At 72.7% G+C, this 15,207-nt stretch carries 11 protein-coding genes; 1 reads left to right on the top strand and 10 read right to left on the bottom strand.

The features are described from left to right. A partial coding sequence (locus ACIHAA_RS31655) for a maltotransferase domain-containing protein (protein WP_399823250.1) occupies window positions 1-700 on the bottom strand: 700 nt, incomplete at its 3' end. A gap of 257 nt (window positions 701-957) precedes the next feature. Next, complete coding sequence (locus tag ACIHAA_RS31650; protein ID WP_399823248.1) at window positions 958-2,163, bottom strand: S8 family peptidase; 1,206 nt, start codon at window positions 2,161-2,163, stop codon at window positions 958-960. A 274-nt stretch (window positions 2,164-2,437) separates the two neighbouring features. Here ACIHAA_RS31650 and glgP point away from each other — a divergent pair, with 274 nt between their 5' ends. Continuing rightward, complete coding sequence (glgP, locus tag ACIHAA_RS31645; RefSeq protein WP_399823246.1) at window positions 2,438-5,062, top strand: alpha-glucan family phosphorylase; 2,625 nt, start codon at window positions 2,438-2,440, stop codon at window positions 5,060-5,062. Between the two features lie 98 nt (window positions 5,063-5,160). Here glgP and ACIHAA_RS31640 read toward each other — a convergent pair whose 3' ends face one another. From ACIHAA_RS31640 to ACIHAA_RS31605, 8 genes are all read right to left on the bottom strand, one after another. Continuing rightward, window positions 5,161-6,474 (bottom strand): hypothetical protein, encoded by a 1,314-nt coding sequence (locus tag ACIHAA_RS31640; RefSeq protein ID WP_399823244.1) that lies wholly within the window; start codon window positions 6,472-6,474, stop codon window positions 5,161-5,163. A 17-nt stretch (window positions 6,475-6,491) separates the two neighbouring features. Further along, window positions 6,492-7,343: a hypothetical protein gene (locus ACIHAA_RS31635; RefSeq protein ID WP_399823242.1), complete on the bottom strand. Its 852-nt coding sequence runs from the start codon at window positions 7,341-7,343 to the stop codon at window positions 6,492-6,494. Continuing rightward, the gene (locus ACIHAA_RS31630) at window positions 7,340-7,816 is read right to left on the bottom strand and encodes a hypothetical protein (RefSeq protein WP_399823240.1); all 477 of its coding nucleotides are present in this window, start codon (window positions 7,814-7,816) and stop codon (window positions 7,340-7,342) included. Before ACIHAA_RS31630 ends, ACIHAA_RS31635 begins: the two co-directional genes overlap by 4 nt. Window positions 7,817-7,856: 40 nt before the next feature. Next, complete coding sequence (locus tag ACIHAA_RS31625) at window positions 7,857-9,068, bottom strand: RCC1 domain-containing protein (RefSeq protein ID WP_399823238.1); 1,212 nt, start codon at window positions 9,066-9,068, stop codon at window positions 7,857-7,859. Window positions 9,069-9,101: 33 nt separating this feature from the next. Next, on the bottom strand, window positions 9,102-10,280 hold the full coding sequence (locus ACIHAA_RS31620) for an RCC1 domain-containing protein (RefSeq protein WP_399823236.1): 1,179 nt from the start codon (window positions 10,278-10,280) through the stop codon (window positions 9,102-9,104). A gap of 242 nt (window positions 10,281-10,522) precedes the next feature. After that, window positions 10,523-11,029, bottom strand: coding sequence for a DUF1990 family protein (locus ACIHAA_RS31615; RefSeq protein WP_399823234.1), 507 nt, complete (start codon window positions 11,027-11,029; stop codon window positions 10,523-10,525). A 68-nt stretch (window positions 11,030-11,097) separates the two neighbouring features. Continuing rightward, a complete protein-coding gene (locus ACIHAA_RS31610) occupies window positions 11,098-12,750 on the bottom strand; it encodes a M4 family metallopeptidase (protein WP_399823233.1) in 1,653 nt (550 codons plus the stop codon). Window positions 12,751-12,993: 243 nt separating this feature from the next. Beyond that, window positions 12,994-15,039, bottom strand: coding sequence for a M4 family metallopeptidase (locus ACIHAA_RS31605; RefSeq protein ID WP_399823231.1), 2,046 nt, complete (start codon window positions 15,037-15,039; stop codon window positions 12,994-12,996). Window positions 15,040-15,207: the final 168 nt, after the last annotated feature.

The following is a 15,207-nucleotide window of genomic DNA, read 5'->3' as shown; positions in this document are numbered from 1 at the left end:
ACCCCAGCCCACCCGACGACGACACCAACTCCCGCAACGGAAACCGCCCCAACACCCCCACCACACCCGGCGCCAACGCCCCCGCCAACCGGGCGGACGCCGGACGGCCGGTGTCGCGGAGTGCGTCGGCCGCGGCGAGCAGCACCGCGCGGGCGTCCTCGCCCTCGGGGAGCCCGGCGGCCGCCCGCTCGTGGAGCAGGGCGCCCTCCTCCAGGACCAGATCGGTGTCGATGCCTGCCGGGATCTTGACCGTGGCGTGGTGCCGCCAGGTGGCCAGCGGGTCGCTCCACCCCTCCACGGCATAGGTCCAGTTGCCCTCGCGGGGCACGGAGACGGTGGCGCCCCAGCGGTCGGTGCCGGGGGCGAGTTCGCGCATCGGGACCGGGGGACCGGGGCGGCCCTCCGGATCGGTGAGGACGACATGGGCGGCGACCGCGTCGTGGCCCTCGCGGAAGACGGTGGCGGAGATCTCGAACTCCTCGTCCACCACCGCTTTGGCGGGACGGCGGCCCTGGAGTACCAGGGGGCGTACGTCGAGGACGGGGATGCGGCCGAGTACGGGCGCCGTCTCCGGGGCCGGGCCGGGGCCGGGGTGGTGCGTGGGGGTCCGGGGGGCGGGGGGACGGGTCTCGGACGTCCCCCGGGGGGAGGTTCCGGTGCCGGGTGCCGTCGGGGTGGGTGCGTGGTGCGTCGGGGGCATGACCGCTCCTGTCCGCGTCAACGTGGGTGGCGGATGGGGGTGCCGGAAGGTGGCCGGCGGGTCTACCGGTGGAGCCTTCCCACCAAGTGCGGGTGGCCATTCCGGCACTGTGTTAACTACTCACGCGTATGTCTGCCTGCAAAACCGGCCGCTTCCGGACAGGGCGGCGGGACCGGCCCCGCCCGCTGCGGGCCAGGGCCTCTCCTACGGGTCCGGCCGACCCCGGGCAACGGTACGGGTGCCCGGTGAACGGGAGTTCAAGGGCGCTCCACCCGCAGGAGTTTGCCGGGGGAGCCGGAACCGGCCGCGGTGAGCCGAACGGATGACGCGTCGCGGACCAGGGCCCGGCCGACCTGTGCCGGGGTCGCCGTGGGCCGCCGGGCCAGGTAGAGCGCGGCCGCACCGGTGACGTGCGGCGCCGCCATCGACGTACCGGACAGGGTGGTCCGTGCCGTGTCGCTCGTATACGAGTCGGAGGTGACGGCCACGCCCGGGGCGAACAGGTCGACGCCCTTGCCCCAGTTGGAGAAGGGGGCCCGGGCGTCCCGGCGGTCCGTCGCGCCGACCGTCACGGCCTCGGCGACGCGGGCGGGGGAGAACCGCTCGGCCGGGAGCCCGTCGTTGCCCGCCGCGACCACATAGGTGACCCCGGAGGCGATGGAGGCGCGGACGGCGGCGTCCAGTTGGGCGCTGGGCGGGCCGCCCAGGCTGAGGTTCGCCACCGCGGGCCGGTGCGCATGCCGGGTGACCCAGTCGATGCCCGCGATGACCTGCGCGGTGGTGCCGGAGCCATGGTCGTCCAGGACCCGGACCGCGACCACCTTCGCCCGCTTGGCGACCCCGTACTCCGCGCCCGCGACAGTCCCGGCCACATGGGTGCCGTGACCGTTGCCGTCGGCGGCGGTGGCGTCGTTGTCGACGAAGTCCCAGCCGTAGCTCGCCCGGCCGCCGAAGTCCCGGTGCGAGACGCGGATCCCGGTGTCGATGATGTACGCCGTCACCCCCGCGCCCCCCGGTCCCGGCCAGGTGTAGCCGCCGTCGAGCGGAAGCCGGGGCTGGTCGACGCGGTCCAGGTCCCAGGGCGCCGGGCCGCTCCGGGAGGTGTCGAGGGAGACCCGGCTGTCCTGGACGACCGAGGCCACCCGGGGGTCCGCCGCGAGCCGCCGGGCCGCCCGGGCACCGGCCCGCACCTCGAACCCGTTGAGTGCCCGGTCGTAGATGTGGCCGATTCTCGCCCCGTACCGTCCGGGGATGCCCCGGCCGAGGGCCGAGCGGGCGGCGGTTCCCTCCCGGAGCGTCACGAGGTAGCTGCCGCGGACGGAACCGGGGGCCCCGGCGCCGACGACCCTCCCCTCCGGTGCGGCGTGCGCGGGTCCGGCTGCGGCCACCGAGAGGGCCGCCAGCGCGGCGGCCGCGGTGAGCCGGGCCGCCCGGTGCGGCCGCGCGGTTCTCTTCCGTGCCATGGTCTGCGTACCCCTCCTCCCCACGGCGTACGGCGGCCCCGGACCTCCGTGCCCCCACTGCCCCGGCCGGTACGCCGGAGGCAGCCTCTCGTGCGGGGCGAACCGCCACAAGGCCACCCGAGGGGAGAGAATCGGCCATACCGGCTGAAGAGTGTCCGGTCCGGGCCCCCGGCCGGGACGCGCGCGAACCGGCGGTAAGCCGAACACGGCAGGGGCGCCCGGCGTACCGTCGGGGGTGACACATCGCGTACGCCCTTCCGTGAAGGTGGAACTCGTGAAGGCCATCCGCAGGTTCACCGTACGTCCCGTCCTCCCCGAATCCCTTCACCCGCTCAGCGATCTCGCGCGCAATCTGCGCTGGTCCTGGCATCCCGAGACCCGCGACCTCTTCCGGTCCGTCGACCCCGGGCGCTGGACCGCCTCGGGCTGCGACCCGGTGCGGCTGCTGGGGAGCGTGCCGCCCGCCCGGCTCGCGGAACTGGCCGGGGACCGCCGCTTCCTGCGCCGCCTCGCCGCGGCCGCCGGGGACCTCGCCGACTATCTGGGCGGCGAGCGCTGGTACCAGTCGCACGCGTCCGGATCCGGTCTCCCCGCCGCCGTCGCCTACTTCTCGCCCGAGTTCGGCATCACCGCGGCGCTGCCCCAGTACTCCGGCGGCCTCGGCATCCTCGCCGGTGACCATCTCAAGGCGGCCAGCGACCTCGGGGTCCCGCTGATCGGGGTCGGCCTGCTCTACCGGCACGGCTACTTCCGGCAGACCCTCTCCCGGGACGGCTGGCAGCAGGAGCACTATCCGGTGCTCGACCCCCATGAACTCCCCGTCGCCCCCCTGCACGAACCGGACGGCACCCCCGCCCGGGTGTCCCTGGGACTGCCCGGCGGCCGCCGCCTCCAGGCCCGCATCTGGCTCGCCCGGGTGGGACGGGTGCCGCTGCTGATGCTCGACTCGGACGTGGAGGAGAACGACCTCGGCGAGCGGGGCGTCACCGACCGGCTCTACGGCGGCGGCAGCGAGCACCGGCTGCTCCAGGAGATGCTGCTCGGCATCGGCGGGGTGCGCGCGGTACGCACCTACTGCCGGCTGACCGGGCACCCCGAGCCGGAGGTGTTCCACACCAACGAGGGACACGCGGGCTTCCTCGGCCTGGAGCGCATCGCGGAACTGTGCGCCGCCGGAACGGACTTCGACGCGGCCCTGGAGGCGGTGCGGGCCGGGACGGTCTTCACCACCCACACCCCCGTCCCGGCGGGCATCGACCGCTTCGACCGGGAGCTGGTGGCCCGCCACTTCGGCCCGGGCGCGGAACTGGAGGACATCGCCGTGGAGCGGATCCTCCGGCTCGGCACGGAGAGCTATCCGGGCGGTGAGCCCCATCTGTTCAACATGGCGGTGATGGGCCTCCGGCTCGGCCAGCGCGCCAACGGCGTCTCCCTGCTGCACGGCAGGGTCAGCCGGGAGATGTTCTCCGGACTGTGGCCGGGCTTCGACCCCGAGGAGGTGCCGATCACCTCCGTCACCAACGGGGTGCACGCGCCGACCTGGGTGGCGCCCGAGGTGGTCCGGCTCGCGGCCCGGCAGATCGGCGCGGAGCGCACCGAGGACGCCATGGCGGTCGGCGGGCGCGAGCGCTGGGACGGCATCGCGGACATCCCCGCCCAGGAGATCTGGGACCTGCGCCGGGTCCTGCGCGAACAGCTGGTCATGGAGGTGCGGGAGAGGCTGCACACCTCCTGGCGGCAGCGCGGTGCCGGGACCGCGGAGCTGGGCTGGATCGACCAGGTGCTCGACCCCGACGTGCTGACCATCGGCTTCGCCCGCCGGGTGCCGTCGTACAAGCGGCTGACCCTGATGCTCCGCGACCGGGACCGGCTCACCGGACTGCTGCTGCACCCCGAACGCCCCCTCCAGATCGTCGTGGCGGGCAAGGCCCACCCGGCGGACGACGGCGGGAAGCGGCTGGTCCAGGAGCTGGTGCGGTTCGCGGACGACGCCCGGGTCCGCCACCGCATCGTCTTCCTGCCGGACTACGGCATGGCGATGGCGCAGAAGCTCTACCCCGGCTGCGACGTCTGGCTGAACAACCCCCTGCGCCCGCTGGAGGCGTGCGGCACCAGCGGGATGAAGGCGGCGCTCAACGGCTGCCTCAACCTCTCGGTCCTGGACGGCTGGTGGGACGAGTGGTACCAGCCGGACTTCGGCTGGGCGATCCCCACCGCGGACGGCGCCGCCATGGACGAGGACCGCCGTGACGACCTGGAGGCGGCCGCGCTCTACGACCTGCTGGAGCGGCGGGTGGCACCGCGCTTCTACGAGCGGGGCCGCAGCGGGCTGCCCGACCGCTGGATCGAGATGGTCCGCGGGACCCTGATGAACCTGGGACCCAAGGTGCTGGCCGGGCGGATGGTGCGCGAGTACGTGGAGCGGCTGTACACCCCGGCCGCGCACGCGCACCGGGCGATGACACCGGACGCGGCGCGCGGCCTGGCCGCCTGGAAGGCACGGCTGCGGGCGGCCTGGCCCGCCGTGACGGTCGGCCATGTGGAGGCGTCGGCCGCGTCCGCCACCGCGGAACTGGGCGAGACGCTCTCGCTCCGGGTCCGGGTGGGCCTCGGCGATCTGACGCCCGACGATGTGGAGGTGCAGGCGGTGTCGGGCCGGGTCGACACGGACGACCGCATCGCGGACGCGACGGCGACGGCCCTGAAACCGGCGGGCGGCCCGGACCTGGACGGCCAGTGGCGGTACGAGGGCCCGCTGACCCTGGACCGCACCGGCCCGTTCGGCTACACCGTGCGGATCCTGCCCAGCCATCCGCTGCTGGCCTCCGCCGCGGAGCCGGGCCTGCTCACCGTCCCCTCGGAGGAACTGGTGGAGGCGGCGGGCGTGCTGCTGCGCTGACACCGTCAGGACCTCTCGTCCACACGAAAGACCCTGGTCCTCGCGGGGACGGCGGCGGCCCGCTCCGGCTCGGAGCGGGCCGCCGTGCCGCACGGGGGTCAGGCGCCGCGGTCGTTGGAGTCGGCCGGGGCGTCCGCGCCGTTCGGCGTGGTGTCACTCGGCCGGTCCGCCCGGCAGCGCTGCTTCTCCGCCGCGGTCATCGGGCCGGTGCGCTGGTAGATGCGGTCCGGCAGGGACAGTGAGGGGCCGTCGACCGTGACATGCATCCGGTACTGCCGGTCCGGATCGTCCCCGGTGGTGAGGAACCAGCCCTCGGTGCGCTGCCGCCCCGCCTGGGCCTCGATCCAGGACACCTCGCCGGGCTCGATCGTCTCGCCGATCTTCCGGTCCGACGAGGACGACCAGCGCCAGCCCGTGGCCCGTACGAACTGCTGGCGCAGATTGTCCTGGGGGTTGGAGAGCCGGTCGACGCCCGCGCTCTGGCTGAGGCTGTCCAGCGTCCGGTCGCCGAAGACCACCGGACGGTCGTGCCGCACGGTGTTGCGGGTGCAGTTGACATAGGCCTCGCCGACGGTGCGGGCGGTGTCGTAGTAGCGGTAGGAGTAGGCGTCGTCGGGCCGGAACACACAGGCCGCCGCGCCGCTCGCGCACTGCTCGGCGACCTTCTTCGGGGTGGTCGCCTCATTGCCGTAGTAGGCGACGGGCTCGGGCAGCCGGTCCTTGGGGACCGTCTTGTCGACCGGGGGCGGCACCTGCACGGCACGCACCCGGGCGATCAGCGGGCCGCAGGTCCAGCTTCCGGTGGAGCGGGTCGTGGCAAAGGTGAGCAGCGGCTCGTGGACCGACGCCCGGAAGGTGTACGTGCGGTCCAGGTGCCAGCCGCGGTCCCGCGCATCGGTCCGCCGGTCCTCGCGGGTGCCGCCCTCGCCCTGCACGGTGTACGGCTGGCCCTCGGAGACCTGGTCCGCGGGGCAGGAGGGGGAACCGCCGAAGCTGTCGTCGAAGGTGACGGTGACCTGCGCACCGGCGCGCACGCCGCGCAGCCGCTGGCTCACGGTGTGGTCGTCGGTGGTGCGGTTGCGCAGCAGCAGGGCCGGCACCTTGTCGGGGTGGCCGGAGACCTTGCCGCCGTAGCGGTAGGGGTAGGTGACGGTCCAGCCCCTGACCTGGCCGGTGTCGGTGTCGGCGGTGAACGCCGGGTCCCGGAAGTCGCCGTTGATCACGGCCACTTGGGCGGGTGCGGGGTCGTGGGCGGCGGCCCGGGCGGCCGGGGCCGGGGCGGCCAGGGCGGTGGTGCCGGGGACCGCGAGGGACAGCGCGCCGAGGACGGCGAGCGCCGCCCGCAGCGGGACCGCCGTGCCGGGATCACGGCGGCCGGTGGCGCGCCCCTGGGGGTGCGGGGTCGTTCCCATGTCTTCTCCGAGGGGCGTCAGGGGGCGGTGGCGGCCGTGCTGCCGGAGGGGCGCAGCCGGTCACAGGTGGTGCCCGGCATCGTGGTGGTGCTCGCGATGAACGACGAGGTGTTGACGGTGGAGGGGCTCTCCACGACGACGTTGCGCACGACCTGCCCCCGGTCGGTGGTCAGGGTCCCGGCGATCCGCTGCATGGCCGCACTGGCCGCGAAGACCAGCGCGTCACCCCGCTTGACCGTCATGTGGTACGTCGTGGACTCGGTGTGGCTTGCGGTCCAGGTGTGCTGGTACTGGGCCTTGAAGGCGGCCTGGAACGCGGCCTTGGCGGAGAGCGAGGCGCCGATCTTGCCGCTGCCCTGGGCGCCGCCCTTGGCGGTCGTCTCGGACATCGGGCCGTCCTTCATATTGGGCGTCTTGAAGGTGATGCCGCCCTCGCCGCTGACCCCGGCCGACACCTCCCCGCTGACGTTGACCTGGCCCTCCAGCGCAACACTGCCGGTGATCTCGCCGCCGAGGTTGTCCTGGCTGCCGGTCTGGAGGTCGACCCGGCGGTCCACGGTGATGTCGCTCTGGGTGCAGTTGATGACGGCGTTGCCGAAGGACTTCACGGTGCTGAAGAACTGGAGCGGCAGGACCGCCCGGTCGAGGGCGAAGCGGCAGCCGCCGGGCTCGGACTTGCAGTAGTCCAGGACCGGCCGCACGGAGGTCAGCTCCCTGCCGTCCCGGTCGTAGGCGCGCGCGGTCGGCACCGGCGGCCGGGCGGGGCCGGGCGCCCCGCCGCCGTCGGCCGCCCGGGCGGCGGCGGGCAGGAGGAGGGCGAGGCAGGCGGCCCCGACAGCGGGCACCGTGCGCAGGGCGGAGGGGTTCATCGGGAGGTCTCCTCGCACATCCGGGTGAGTTCCTCGGCGTCGGGGCCCGAGACGGGCAGGGACGCGGCGTAGAGGCCGCAGGAGTTCGCGACGGCGCTCCCGGCGTTGTCCGTGGGCGCCCCCCGGAAGTCGGCCAGGGCCTGTTCGGTGCGCGCGATGCCCTCCTTCTCCTGGGCGCCGTCACCGGCGAGGCGCTTCATGCACGCGGCCGACTCGGGTCTGCACTCGTCGACCTGGGTCTGGGCCTTGGCGATGTCCTGCTTGGCGTCCTTGACGCTGTCGTTCACCTCCTGGCGCTCCTTGGCGGTCTCCTTCTGGTCCTTCTGGTTCTCGTCGCACTGGGTGTCGTCGGGGGCGCAGTCGGCGGCCGCCGCGGGGGAGGCGGCGACCGCGACGGCGGCGAGCGGCGCGGGGCCCGCGGCGAGGGCGGCGAGCAGCAGCAGGCAGGCCCTCGGGTGTCGGGTGCTTCTCACGGGGTGGGAGGTGTCCTCTCGGTGGGGTCTCGGGGACTTCTCAGTAGGCGAAGCTGACGGAGGTGACATAGCCGCCCGCCACATGGCCGACCCCGCTGCCCGCCGGGAGCACGGTGAGCGGGACGGGGCTGTCGGTGGCGGTGCCGTCGCCCAGCTGGCCCTGGTCGTTGGCGCCGAACGCGATCACCGACTGGTCCTCCAGGACGGCCAGGGTATGCTTGTGGCCGGGGCTGATCTCGCGCGCCCCGGTGAGGGCGGCCACGGGGTGCGGGGTGGTGCGGTTGATGGTGGTCCTGTCGCCGAGCTGGCCCCTGTCGTTCCAGCCCCAGCCCTTCACCGAGCCGTCGGCCAGCAGCGCGAAGGTGTTGTAGGGGCCGGCGAACACGCGGTTCACGGCGCTCAGATGCCGTACCTCGACGGGCTTGCTGCTGTTGACGGTGGAGTCGATGCCCAGTTCGCCCTCGGCGTTGAGCCCCCAGCTCATCACCTTGTGGTCCCGGGTGACGGCCACGGCGTTCGCGGCTCCGGCGTCGATGGCGTCCACATCGCTCAGGCCGGGCACCTGCTGGGGGGTGTTGGCGTTGGTGGTGGTGCCGTTGCCGAGCTGGCCGCTGGCGTTGTTGCCCCAGGTCCACACGGTGCCGTCCTCGCGCAGGGCCACGGTGAAGGTGCAGCCCGCGGCGATCGCCTTGACCCGGTCCAGGCTCTGCACCTCCACCGGCGCGGTGGCGGCGGCCAGTTCGCCGGTTCCGGGCAGCGGGGCACCGGTGCCGAGCTGCCCGGAGTTGTTGCGGCCCCAGGTCCACACCCGGCCGCCGCGCAGTGCCACACCGTGGTAGCAGCCGGTGTCCAGGGCGCGGACGCCGGTGAGGCCGGTGACAGTGCCGGGGACACTCTGCGCGGTGGTGGTGCCGTTGCCGAGCTGGCCGAACTGGCTGTTGCCCCAGGACTTGAGCGTTCCGTTCTTGAGCAGGGCGACGGTGAAGGAGTTGTTGTCGGTCACCCAGCCCCCCGTGCTCACCGCCTTGACGTCCCCCCGGGCCAGTCCGAGGACCGCTCCGGGTGAACGGGCGCCGGTGGTGGCGCCGTTGCCGAGCTGGCCGCTGGCGTTGTGCCCCCAGGCGTAGACCCAGGGGTCGGAGGTGCCGGGTCCGGCCGAGGCGGCCGGTGCCGTGCCGAGGGCGGTGAGGCCGGCCGGGGCGAGCACCGCGAAGCAGAGGAGGGACGCGGTGCGCAGGAGGGGGAGGCGCATGGGAAGTGCCGATCTGCCGGTACGGGTCGGGGGTCAGTACGCGTAGCTGCTGTCGCCGCCGAGCGGGACCGCGACATGCTCGAAGCTGCCGCGCACCGAGGTCACCGGAGTGCGGCGGGAGGTGTTGGTGCCGTCGCCGAGCTGGCCGTGGCCGCCCGCGCCCCAGGCGGTCACGCGGCGGTCGAAGAGGGCCAGGTCGTGGTCGCGGCCCGCGGCCAGTTCCTGGACGCCGTCGAGGGCGTCGACGGGGACCGGCGCGTTGTGGTTGGCGGGGGTGGGGTCGTTCTCCAGGAACTGGCCGGAGCCGCCCGCGCCCCAGCCGTAGACGCTGTTGTCGTTGAGGACGGCGAAGTTGTGGTCCGCGCCCGCGACCACCTGGCGGACCCCGGTCAGCTGCCGGACCCGGACGGGTGTTCCGCTGCCCGTCTCGGTGCCGTTGCCGAGCTGGCCGTAGAGGTTGTCGCCCCAGGCGTAGACCTTGCCGGAGACCGTGCGGGCCAGGGCGTGGTGGCAGCCCGCGGCGACCTGCGCCACCTCCTCGCCCAGCCCGGTGACCGGCTGCGGTACGGCATTGGCCGACAGGTCGGCGTCGCCCTGGCCGCGCTGGCCCCGGGAGCCGCGGCCCCAGGCCCAGACCGTGCCGTCCTCCAGCAGCGCGAGGCTGAAGTCGCAGCCCGCGGCGACCTGTTTGGCGTTGACGATGCCCTGCACCGGTACCGGTGCGGTCGCCATGTCACCCGTGCGGTTGGTGCCGAGCTGGCCGTAGTTGTTGTCGCCCCAGGCCTGGACGCGGCCCCGCTTGTCGAGGGCGAGGGCGTGGCCGCCGCCCGCCGCGACATCGGCGATGTCGGTGAGACCGGGGACCGTGCCCGGTACGGCCTGGTCGCCGCGGGTCCCCTCGCCCAGCTGGCCCAGGGAGTTGTGGCCCCAGGCGCGTACGGTGCCGTCCGAGAGACGGGCCACCACGAAGGCGTCGTCGTCACCGGTGCCGCCCGCGGCGAGCTGGGCGGTGTCGCCGCGGGCGAGGGAGGCGACCGGGCCCGGCGACCAGCGGTCGGCGGTGGTGGCGTTGCCGAGCTGGCCGCTGTTGTTCGCCCCCCAGCTGAGGACGTCGGTATCGGAAGCCGCCCGGGTGGCACCGGTGTTGGCGGCCAGGGCGGTCAGTACTCCCGCGGCGAGCAGGGCGGCACGACGGGTCCAGCGGGAAGGCATGGGAAATGTCCTCCGGTGGGAAGGGGGGAAGAAGCGGCGACGAACGCACCGGAGATCATTTTCCATTGCTTTGCCGTGCCTGTGCGCAAAGCAACACTCTTGGCCCTATTTGTCGTTTCTGATGTCCGCAGGAACGGGGAACGGGGAACGGGGAACGGGGAACGGGGAACGGAGAACAGGGCGTCCGCGAACGGCGGGGCGGGGCGGGGCGGGCCGGGCCCGGTGTGCGGGGGAGGGGGCGGTCAGTCCTGGGGGATCTCCGCGCACAGCTTGCGCAGGACCGAGCCGCACCGACGGACGTACGCGTGCTGGAAGCCGCGCGCCGCGGGGCCGCCCGCCCTGGTGTACCACCTGGCCGGGCGGGAGAAGCCGGTGACCGTCAGCCACACCGTGCCGTCACCGGTGCGGTCCACGACGAAGGCCTCCTCACCGCACTCCGGATGGCCCGCCAGGGTGCCGTAGGCCCAGCCCGTGCGGCGGTGTTCCTCGACCGCCCAGACCACCCGGCACGGGGCCCTGATCAGGCCCGCCAGGGTGACGGTGACCTCGACTCCGGGGGCCGCCCGGTCCGCGGAGGCCTGGAAGCCGGGGCCCAGCGCCCGGTGCAGCTCCCAGGTGAGCAGGGCCTTCGAGGCCCGGCGGAAGACCTCCTCGCCCTCTCCGATACGGGTGCGGGCGTGCAGGGGTCGGAACCCCTCGGGGCAGTGGCCGTCGCGGGTCGCGCCGACATCCTCGTAGGTGAAGGACATGGCCCCCAGCGTAGGGCGGCCCCCGGCGTCGGTTTCCCGCCGGGGGCCGCCGTGTCGCTCTTCGGCTGCTAGTTGACGTTGACCGCGGACCAGGCCGCGGCGACCGCCTTGTACTCGGTGGAGCCGGAGCCGTAGAGCGCGGCGGCCGCCGAGAGGGTGCCCGTACGGGCGGACTTGTAGTTGGTCGTCGACGTGAAGTACGTCGTCAGCGCCTTGTACCAGATCTGGAGCGCCTTGTCCCGGCCGATGCCGGTGACCTTGGAGCCGTTGGAGGTGGGGGAGTTGTAGCTCACCCCGTTGATGGTCTTCGCGCCGCTGCCCTCCGACAGCAGATAGAAGAAGTGGTTGGCCACGCCGGAGGAGTAGTGCACATCGAGGTCGCCGACGCCGGAGGACCAGGAGTCGGCGGAGCCGCCGTCCTTGCTGGGCTTGTCCATGTAGCGCAGCGGGGTGCCGTCGCCGTTGATGTCGATCTTCTCGCCGATGAGGTAGTCGCCCGGGTCGGAGGCGTTGTTGGCGTAGAACTCCACACCGGTGCCGAAGATGTCGCTGGTGGCCTCGTTGAGGCCGCCGGACTCGCCGGAGTAGTCGAGGCCCGCGGTGTTGGCGGTGACGCCGTGGCTCATCTCGTGGCCCGCCACGTCCAGCGAGGTCAGCGGGTCGGTGTTGCCCTCGCCGTCGCCGTAGGTCATGCAGAAGCAGTCGTCGTCCCAGAAGGCGTTGACGTACTGGTTGCCGTAGTGGACCCGGGAGTACGCGGCCTTGCCGTCGTCCTTGATGCCGTTGCGCCCGAAGGTGTTCTTGTAGAAGTCCCAGGTGACCTGGGCGCCGTAGGCCGCGTCCACGGCCGCGGTCTGGTCCGTGGAGGAGCTGGAGGCCCGGCCGGTGCCCCAGACGTCGTCCGCGTCGGTGAAGAGCGTGCCGGTGCCGGAGGTCTTGCGGGCCAGGTTGTACGTCTTGTGGCCGCCCCGGGTGGTGTCGTTGAGCTGGTACGACGAGCCCGACTTGGTGGTGTTCAGGGTGACGGTGCCCGAGTAGAGGCTCTTGCCCGAGCCGGTCTCGATGCCCTGGTACTCGTAGATCTTCTTGCCGGTGGCCGCGTCCGTGATGACGTGCAGCTGGTTCGGGGTGCCGTCGTCCTGGAGGCCGCCGACGACCGTCTCGTAGGCGAGGACCGGCTTGCCGTTCGCCGCCCAGATGACCTTGCGCGGCGCGCTGTCGGCCGCGCTCTTCTCCGAGCCCGCGGTCCGCGCCGCCTGCACGGCCTGCTTCTCCGCCTTCGCCACGGTGACCTTCGGCGTGAGCGAGGCGACCTTGATGGTGGCGGCGACGGCCTTGGTGACGCCCTCGGTCGCGCCGGACTTGGCGGTGTGGACCACGAGGTCGCCGCCGAGGACCGGGAGACCGGCGTAGGTGCGCTCGTAGCGCGTGTGCACCGTGCCGTCGGCGTCTCTCACGACGTCCTTGACGACCAGTCTCTCCTTGGTGCCGAGGCCTATCGTCCGGGCCGTCTCGGAGGCGTTGGCCTGCGCCTGGTGCACCAGGGAGCTGCGGGCCGCCGTGGTCAGGGCGGTCGGGGCGGCGGCGAGGGAGGTCCGGCCGGCCGTGGCCGTCTGCGCGAAGGCACCGGTGGTCAGTCCGGTGGTGAGGAGCGCTCCGGCGGCGACGGCGGTGGCGATGACCAGAGTGGTGCGCTGGTGACGCGTGTGGCGGGGAGTCACACAAGCTCCTTATGTGGGGGATCCGGTCGGCGTGGGGTTGCCGACCGAAACGGATGTGAAGTTGCTGTGCTCGTGCGGCGGGTGGTGAAAGATTGCACCAACGACGCGTACATGTCAGGACCCTGATGTGATGTTGGCCGGAAATCGACTGGCTGATTAATGTTTCGGCAATGTGAACGGGCGCCGCCCCGGGGTGTTGAACCACCGGGACGGCGCCCTGTCTCAGGTGCCCTGAACTGCGGGTTACGGGAAGGTGATCTTCCAGCTGTTGATCTTGCCGACGTCCTGCGCGGCCTGGTCCTGGACCTTCAGCTTCCAGGTGCCGTTGGCGGTTTCGGACGAGGCGTTGACCGTGTAGGTGTCGGTCACGTTGTCCGCGGAGTCGGAGGAGCTGAAGTTCTTCAGCCGGTACGCGGTGCCCGACGGGCCGATCAGGTCGATCACCAGGTCACCGCGCCAGGTGTGGGTGATGTTCGGCGTGACCTGGAGGTTGTTCGGGGCGTTCCCGGTGCGGCCGCTCACGGCGATCGACGAGGTCACCGCCGGTCCGTTGTCCGGGATCGAGACCGGGGTCGTGCTCTCGTACGAGGTCCCGCCGCCACCGCCGCCACCGCCGGAGCGGGAGCCGACCGCGATCGCCGCCCAGGCGTCCTGCACCGCCTTGTACTCGGTGCTGGTGGTGCCGTACAGCTCACCGGCCGCCGCCAGCGTCCCGGTGCGGGCCGAGGCGTAGTTGGTGGTCGAGGTGAACTTCGTGGTGAGCGCCCGGTACCAGATCTGGAGCGCCTTGTCCCGGCCGATGCCGGTGACCGGAAGCCCGTCCGCAGTGGGCGAGTTGTAGCTCACGCCGTTGATGACCTTGGCGCCGCTGCCCTCGCTCAGCAGGTAGAAGAAGTGGTTCGCGGGGCCGGACGAGTAGTGCACGTCCAGGTTGCCGAGCCCCGAGTACCAGCTGTCCTTGGACGCGCCGTCCTTGCTGGGCTTGTCCATGTAGCGCAGCGGGGTGCCGTCGCCGTTGATGTTGATCTTCTCGCCGATGAGGTAGTCGCCCACGTCCGAGGAGTTGTTGGCGTAGAACTCCACACCGGTGCCGAAGATGTCGCTGGTGGCCTCGTTGAGACCGCCGGACTCGCCGGAGTAGTCGAGGCCCGCGGTGTTGGAGGTGACACCGTGGCTCATCTCGTGGCCGGCCACGTCCAGCGCGGTCAGCGGGTCGTTGTTGCCGGACCCGTCGCCGTAGGTCATGCAGAAGCAGCTGTCGTCCCAGAACGCGTTCACATACGCGTTGCCGTAGTGGACGCGGGAGTACGCGGCCTGGCCGTCGTTCTTGATGCCGCTGCGGCCGAAGGTGTTCTTGTAGAAGTCCCAGGTCTCCTGCGCGCCGTAGTGGGCGTCGGCGCCCGCCGTCGCGGCGTTGGAGGTGGTGCCGTTGCCCCAGGTGTCGTTCGACTGGGAGAACAGCGTGCCGGTGCCGGAGCTGCCGTGGTTGAGGTTGTACGTCTTGTGGCCGCCGCGCGAGCCGTCGTTCAGCGTGTACGTGCTGCCCGACTGGGTGGTGGTCAGCGTGACCTGGCCGCTGTACTGGGTGTTGCCGACGCCGGTCTCGATGCCCTGGTACCGGAAGAGTTCCTTTCCGGTCGTGGCGTCGGTGATGACGTGCAGCTGGTTGGGGGTGCCGTCGTCCTGGAACCCGCCGATCACCGTCTCGTACGCCAGGGTGGGCGTGCCGGTCGCGGCCCAGATCACCTTGCGGGGGGCCCGGTCGGCGCCGGTCTGCTTCGAGCCCTCGGCCCGGGCGACGGACAGCGCCTTCTTCGCCGCCGTGGACGCGGAGAGCGCGGGCGTGAGCGAGGCGACCTTGATGGTGGCCTGGGTGGCCTTGATGACCTCCTGGGTCTGGCCGGACCTGGCGGTGTCGACCACCAGGTCGCCGCCGAGCACCGGGAGACCGGCGTAGGTGCGCTCGTAGCGGGTGTGGACCGTGCCGTCGGCGTCCTTGACGACGTCACGGACGACCAGCTTCTCCTGGGAGCCGAGGCCGATCGCCCGCGCGGTGGCCGCCTTCGCCGTGTCCGCGTCGCGCAGCAGTTCGGCGCGCTGCGAGGCGGACAGCTTCACGGCCAGGTGGGCGGTGTTCGTCCCGACCGTCGTGGGAGAGGTCGGGGCGGCGCTCGCGGCACCCGACTGGACGGCGGCGGCCAGTAGGGCCGAGACACCGACGAGGGCGACGGCCGCGGCGCGGCGGGCGGGGGTGTGGGAGGTGCGTCTGCGAGAGGAAGTGCTGCTCAACACTGACTCCTTCTGCGTGGCCGCGACCCGCGCGGCCAGGGGAGACCGGACGGAGGGTCGCCCGTCCGGGCAGAACAAGGAACGCGGAACCAGGTGCATGAAGGTGAACGGGCCGCGGCACAGCGGGAGGGCTGTGGGGTTGCTGTGGAGCGGCCGTGGGAAGCGTGA

The sequence above is a fragment of the Streptomyces sp. NPDC052040 genome, assembly GCF_044548405.1.
GTDB lineage: Bacteria > Actinomycetota > Actinomycetes > Streptomycetales > Streptomycetaceae > Streptomyces.
This window is presented reverse-complemented; position numbering and strand designations above follow the sequence as displayed.